We start from the raw sequence: 5,711 nt of genomic DNA on the forward strand, positions 1-5,711 counted from the left end.
TCCGACATCGTCGCGCCGTCGCGCGCACTGCCGTACCCCGCCGACGCGCTGCCGGCGGATGCGCCGTGCATCGACGTCGGCAATCACCTGTACTGGCCCGCGTTCGCGCGGCTGCCGATGATCGATTTCTTCCTCGACGCGCTTGGTGTCGAACCCGCGTCGGTGCCGGCGTCGGCCAAGCGCAACCGCTGGCTCGCGCAAATGCCGCTGCCTGCGTTGCCTGAGGACTGGCGACGCCCGTACGTGCTGTTCTGCCCGACCGCGAGCACCGCGTTGCGTAGCGTGCCGCCGGCGCTGCGGGCAACGTTCGTCGAGCAACTCGCGCAGCGCTATGGATTGCCGGTGGCGGGGTTCGGGCCCGTTTCGCATCCCGCCTATGTCGACGTAAGCGCCGATGCGGCCGACGATACGGCCCGGTTCATCGCATGGGTCAAGGGTGCCAGCCTGCTGTTCGCGCCCGACACGGCCGCGCTGCATCTCGCCGACGGTTTCGACGTGCCGACGCTCGCGTGTTTTACGACGATCGGGCCGGCACTGCGCGTGCGCGACTATCCGCATTGCGTGCCTGTCGCGCTCGATGTGCCCACCGAATTGCGCGGGCTGCATCGCAGCGAGCGGCCGGCCGATCTCGCGGCGGTCGAGGCTGCCTATCGCGCGATCGACTGGGATGCGCTGGCGTGGCCCGCGCCGCGCGAGGCGGCGGCTACGGCCGATTAGGGAAACAGGGTGCGGCGGCCAGTTGCGAGGCCGAAAGCGTAGCTGCGGGTACGCGCCGTGTGGGCCGGAGCCTGAGCCGAGCCGAGCTGGAGCCGAGTTGGTGCTGGTGCTGGTGCTGGTGCCGGTGCTGGTGCCAAAGCCAGCGTCGAAGCCAAAGCCAGAACCGCTCCGACTACCGCCCCGCGCTCACCCCACCGCCACCATCACCGCGCGATCGCGCAGCGTCTCCGACGGCCGCTTGCCGAACAGCCGCCGGTAATCGGTCGCGAACTGGCTGAGATGCCAGAAGCCCCACGCCTCCGCCACATCCTGCACCGAACCGGCCGCGCGGCCGCACAGGTCACGCCGCGCGCCGTTCAGCCGCAGCGTGCGCAGATAGGTGGCGGGCGCCATGCCGAGCACGTCCTGGAAACAGTACTGCAGCGTGCGCCGGCTCACGTGCAACTGCTCGCACAGCTCGGGCACGCCGACCGGGCGCGTGCGGTGCGCGAGCACGTAGTCGCGTGCCTGTTCGACGATCCAGCGGCGCATCGACGGCGCGCGGCCGGTTTCGTCGTCGGCCGGTTGCGCGCACGCGTCGAACAGCGCGGCCAGCACCTCGGCCTGCAGGTCGTCGCGCTGCGCGTCGGCCAGCGGGCCGGACATCGCCACCGCACCATCGAGCCGGCGGCCGAGCAACGCACACAGGCGCGCGAGCCGCGCATCGCCGACCTGCATTACGCGCTGCGTGAACAGCCGCTCGTCGAGCGCCCGGCGCTCGACCTCCTCCGCATAGCGGCGCAGCACGTCGCCGCGCACGACGACGCCGTAGATCGAAAACTGCGCGGGCGTCACCAGTTCGAATTCGACGTTGCCGGGCCGGAACGCGAGCGCGCCAGGGCCGATGCGGCACGCATCGACGCGCGCGGTGCCGTCGCACACGAGCGGGATGCCGAACCAGTACGCATCGCCGCGCACCTCGCACGCCTGGCGCAGCAGATGGCTCGTCGATTCGCGAAACAGCTTCATCGTGTCGAGCGGCAGCTCGGTCAGCGTGCCGACGAAGCGGCCAGCCGCGAGCTGGTCGTAGGTCTGCCGCCAGCCGATCAGGTTGCGCGCCTGCTCGTCCGCGTCATGGGCGACGCTGACAACTGCCTGCCCGGCCAGCGCATCGTCGCCCTGCGCGTTGCGCCGCGTGTCTTCGGCCGTCGGTTCTTCGCTGCACGCCACGTGTTGGTCCATCGTGTCCTCCCTCTCCTGCCCGGAACCGCGCCTGTCACGCAATTCCCGTGCCGAACCGTGCGCGACCCGCGCAAAGCCCTTCATTCGACGCTTCACGGCCTGTGCGCGCCATGCACGCGTGTCCAAACGCGCCGCCGTACGCACCCCGCCAGTGCGGCACGCGCCACGCCGGCGCACCCGGTACGCTCCGCTCCGTCGGCGATACGCGACGGCCGGCTAGCCGCCGTTCGCGGGCCGCAGCCGCACGACCCGCGTGCCGCAATTGCCGTACGCCTGCGCGACCGCCAGCTCGACGATCGCGCTGCCGGCCGGCCAGGGCGCCGCATCCGCCTCGGACAGATCCGTACGCAGCGTCGCGCGCCCGTTGATCCGGTAACGGATACCGCGCATGAAGTCGACGAACAGCAACCCGACGCCGCTGCCATTGCACCGCGCCGCGTCGACCCGGCCGCCGTCGTTCTCGCCGTACACCGGCAGCACGAAGCGCAGCGTCTTCGTATCGATCACGCGCACGACCGGCAGCAGGTCGCCGTTCGCATCGCGCCGGCTCTGCACGATGTCGCAGGTCATGCCCGCCTGCCCGCCACACGCCGTGCCGACGAACATGAATGGCTGCGTCTCGATGAACTGCCGCACGCCGATGCTCAGCCGCGTCGTCACGACGTCGCTCATCCGCTCGGCTTCGTCGGCGACGCCAAAGCGGTGATGCGCGTCGAGCTCGCCCGCGTGGAACACGGGATGGCGCGGATAGGATCGGGGCGGTTCTGACATGGGGTTTTACGTCCGGCGCGCCGGCTCAACTTGCCGCCGCGAGCAAACGACCATCGGTATCGTTTCCGGCGAAGGCCGCGGCAATGCGCGGCCGGCGCCGGGTGACGAATGCGAATGGGCGGAAACGGCCAATCTCCGGATCACCGGTCGGCCGCACGGCATGCATCCGCGCACCGGTCGTCGGCCAGGCAGCCACGTCGCCCGGCGCGACACGCGATCGACGACCATCCGGCATCCGACACTTCGCCGCTGACGCTGAAACTCGGCGCCCTGACCAGCCGGCATACCACTGCCGGCCGGCCAGGGCGCCCACGCGCGGATCAGAAGAACCCGAGCGCTTCGGCCTGGTAGCTCACCAGCAGGCACTTCGTCTGCTGATAGTTCGACAGCGCCATCTTGTGCGTCTCACGGCCGATCCCCGACTGCTTGTAGCCGCCGAACGCCGCGTGCGCGGGATACAGGTGGTAGCAGTTGGTCCACACGCGGCCGGCCTCGACTTCGCGGCCCATCCGGTACGCACGCGTGCCGTTGCGCGTCCATACGCCTGCGCCGAGCCCGTAGAACGTGTCGTTCGCGAGTTCGATCGCGTCCTGCTCGTCCTTGAACGTCATCACCGACGCGACCGGCCCGAAGATCTCTTCCTGGAACACGCGCATCTTGTTGTTGCCGAGCAGCATCGTCGGCTTCACGTAGTAGCCCGTGCCGAGTTCCGCCGCCGGCGCCGTGCGCTCGCCGCCCGTCAGGCATTGCGCGCCTTCGCCGCGACCGATGTCGATGTACGACAGGATCTTGTCGAGCTGCTGCTGCGACGCCTGCGCGCCGATCATCGTCTGCAGGTCGAGCGGGTGGCCGGCCTTGATGCGCTCGACGCGCGCGACCGCCTTCTCGATGAACTTCTCGTAGATCGATTCCTGGATCAGGATCCGCGACGGGCACGTGCACACTTCGCCCTGGTTCAACGCGAACATCGCGAGCCCTTCGAGCGCCTTGTCGAGGAACGCGTCGTCCTGGTCGAGCACGTCGGCGAAAAAAATGTTCGGGCTCTTGCCGCCCAGTTCGACCGTCGACGGGATCAGGCTGTCGGCCGCCGCGCGCAGGATGTGCTTGCCGACCGGCGTCGAGCCGGTGAATGCGATCTTCGCGATGCGCTTGCTGGTCGCGAGCGCTTCGCCCGCTTCCTTGCCGAAGCCGTTCACGATGTTGATCGTGCCGGCCGGGAACAGGTCGCCGATCAGTTCCATCAGCACCAGCACCGACGCGGGCGTCTGCTCGGCCGGCTTCATCACCACGCAGCAGCCGGCCGCGAGCGCCGGCGCGAGCTTCCACGCGGCCATCAGCAGCGGGAAGTTCCACGGGATGATCTGGCCGACGACGCCGAGCGGCTCGTGGAAGTGATACGCGACGGTGTTGTCGTCGATTTCGGAAATGCCGCCTTCCTGCGCGCGGATGCAGCCCGCAAAGTAGCGGAAGTGGTCGATCGCGAGCGGCAGGTCGGCCGCCATCGTCTCGCGCAGCGGCTTGCCGTTGTCGATCGTCTCGGCCACGGCCAGCAGCTTCAGGTTCTTTTCCATCCGGTCCGCGGCGGCGAGCAGCAGGTTCGCGCGTTCCGCGACGGACGTCTTGCCCCACTTGCGGCGCGCGGCATGGGCGGCGTCGAGCGCGACCTCGATGTCGTCGGCACCCGAGCGCGGGATGCGGCAAAACGGCTGGCCGTTGATCGGCGACACGTTCTCGAAGTACTCACCTTTCACCGGCGGAACCCACTTGCCGCCGATGTAGTTGTCGTATTGCTGACGGTACGGGTATTCGACGTCGAGGCCCAGTTGCTTCAGGTCAAACGGGTTCATACATGTCTCCTGTTCATCGTGCTTGTGTGAGTACAGCGCCGGTTGGAATTGCGCTGCACCCGTTTACGCAACATGCGTGCCAAACGGGACGGAAGCAGGACGGAAGCGCGGCGACCACGGCCGGCCCGCGTGCGCACCGTGCCGTGTTCACCGACGCAGCATGGCGGGTGTGCCGATTCTGAACAGTGCGACTGCACAGCGCGCCGGCACGGTGTTCGAAATTTCCACAGTGCGCCGACACACCTGCGCACGGCTGCCGGCCACGCCGCGTGGCATGTCGCTTGCGTACGCCATACGCATTCCCACGCAACGGCATGTGCGCCGACCGACACCATGAACGACCTCGGCCCCCTGACCGACGACGCCATCGCGTTCATCCGCGAGCAGGCGTTCCTGATCGTCGCGACCGCCGACGCGGCCGGCAACAGCGACTGCTCGTACCGCGGCCGCCAGCCGCGCGCGGACGGCTCGTTCGAGCCGCTCGTCGACATGCCCGACCGCCGCACGCTCGTGCTGCCCGACTTCGCGGGCAACAACCTGTTCAACACGATCGGCAACCTGCTCGTGAATCCGGCCGTCGCGCTGCTGTTCGTCGACTTCGTGCGCCAGACGACCTGGCTCGTGCAGGGCCGCGCGACGATCGACGAGGAGGTGGCAAGCCGCGCGCATCTGTGGCCCGATGCACGGCGCTATGTGGTGATTGAAGTGGAACAGGCGCAGGCACGGGCGGATGCGGCGCTGCCGCCGCTGGTGCTGGCGTGATGGACACGGCTGATCGTCAGCGGGCGAATGCAGCGATGACGAAACAAGACGGCGCTCCGGCCGCCGTGGCCGGAGCGCCCGTACGCGATAACTCGACGCTCAACGCACGTGCGTCTCCACACAAGCCGCTTCGATCCGGCTGCGCACCGGCACGTCGGCATGCGCGTGCTCGTCGGTGTCGCCGCCCGTTTCATCGGCCGCCTGCCGGCCGCCGAGAAACGCAAACACCACCCCCGCACACAGCACCGTCACGACCGCCAGCCCGATCAACAACCGATCGAACGCATGCGTGTAACTCGCGAGCAGCGCGGCATGCCCGACACCCGGCAGCGCAGCCGCCGCCCCCGCGAGATCGCCGGTCGCGAGCCGCGCCGCCGCACGCAGCGTCGCGCC

Annotated in this window: 5 protein-coding genes and 1 pseudogene; 2 read left to right on the forward strand and 4 right to left on the reverse strand. The window is 69.1% G+C overall.

The window, feature by feature from the left end; all coding sequences use genetic code 11:
- The coding region (locus G3N99_RS33340; protein ID WP_206124500.1) for an ADP-heptose--LPS heptosyltransferase at positions 1 to 717 on the forward strand (717 nt) is incomplete at its 5' end.
- 186 nt (positions 718 to 903) lie between these two features.
- On the opposite strand, the gene G3N99_RS33345 is transcribed toward G3N99_RS33340, so the two are convergent.
- From G3N99_RS33345 to G3N99_RS33355, 3 genes are all read right to left on the reverse strand, one after another.
- A complete protein-coding gene (locus G3N99_RS33345; RefSeq protein WP_174946933.1) occupies positions 904 to 1,938 on the reverse strand; it encodes a helix-turn-helix domain-containing protein in 1,035 nt (344 codons plus the stop codon).
- A gap of 216 nt (positions 1,939 to 2,154) precedes the next feature.
- Positions 2,155 to 2,709: a hypothetical protein gene (locus tag G3N99_RS33350; RefSeq protein ID WP_206124501.1), complete on the reverse strand. Its 555-nt coding sequence runs from the start codon at positions 2,707 to 2,709 to the stop codon at positions 2,155 to 2,157.
- A 320-nt stretch (positions 2,710 to 3,029) separates the two neighbouring features.
- Positions 3,030 to 4,556, reverse strand: coding sequence for an aldehyde dehydrogenase family protein (locus tag G3N99_RS33355; protein ID WP_174940180.1), 1,527 nt, complete (start codon positions 4,554 to 4,556; stop codon positions 3,030 to 3,032).
- 333 nt (positions 4,557 to 4,889) lie between these two features.
- On the opposite strand from G3N99_RS33355, the gene G3N99_RS33360 reads away from it, so the two are divergent.
- Positions 4,890 to 5,318 carry a pyridoxamine 5'-phosphate oxidase family protein gene (locus tag G3N99_RS33360; protein ID WP_241011987.1) on the forward strand — a complete coding sequence of 143 codons (429 nt, stop codon included), beginning with the start codon at positions 4,890 to 4,892 and terminating at the stop codon, positions 5,316 to 5,318.
- Between the two features lie 99 nt (positions 5,319 to 5,417).
- Here the strand turns inward: G3N99_RS33360 and G3N99_RS33365 are convergent.
- A pseudogene (locus G3N99_RS33365) lies at positions 5,418 to 5,711 on the reverse strand (MFS transporter); the annotation flags it as partial.

The sequence above is a fragment of the Burkholderia sp. Ac-20392 genome, from assembly GCF_017104585.1.
Lineage (GTDB): Bacteria > Pseudomonadota > Gammaproteobacteria > Burkholderiales > Burkholderiaceae > Burkholderia > Burkholderia lata.

What these genes read in the sequence shown, in the direction of transcription:
- G3N99_RS33345 (WP_174946933.1), bottom strand. Translation starts at nt 1,938, where the DNA reads ATGGACCAACACGTGGCGTGCAGCGAAGAACCGACGGCCGAAGACACG.
- G3N99_RS33350 (WP_206124501.1), bottom strand. Translation starts at nt 2,709, where the DNA reads ATGTCAGAACCGCCCCGATCCTATCCGCGCCATCCCGTGTTCCACGCG.
- G3N99_RS33355 (WP_174940180.1), bottom strand. Translation starts at nt 4,556, where the DNA reads ATGAACCCGTTTGACCTGAAGCAACTGGGCCTCGACGTCGAATACCCG.
- G3N99_RS33360 (WP_241011987.1), top strand. Translation starts at nt 4,890, where the DNA reads ATGAACGACCTCGGCCCCCTGACCGACGACGCCATCGCGTTCATCCGC.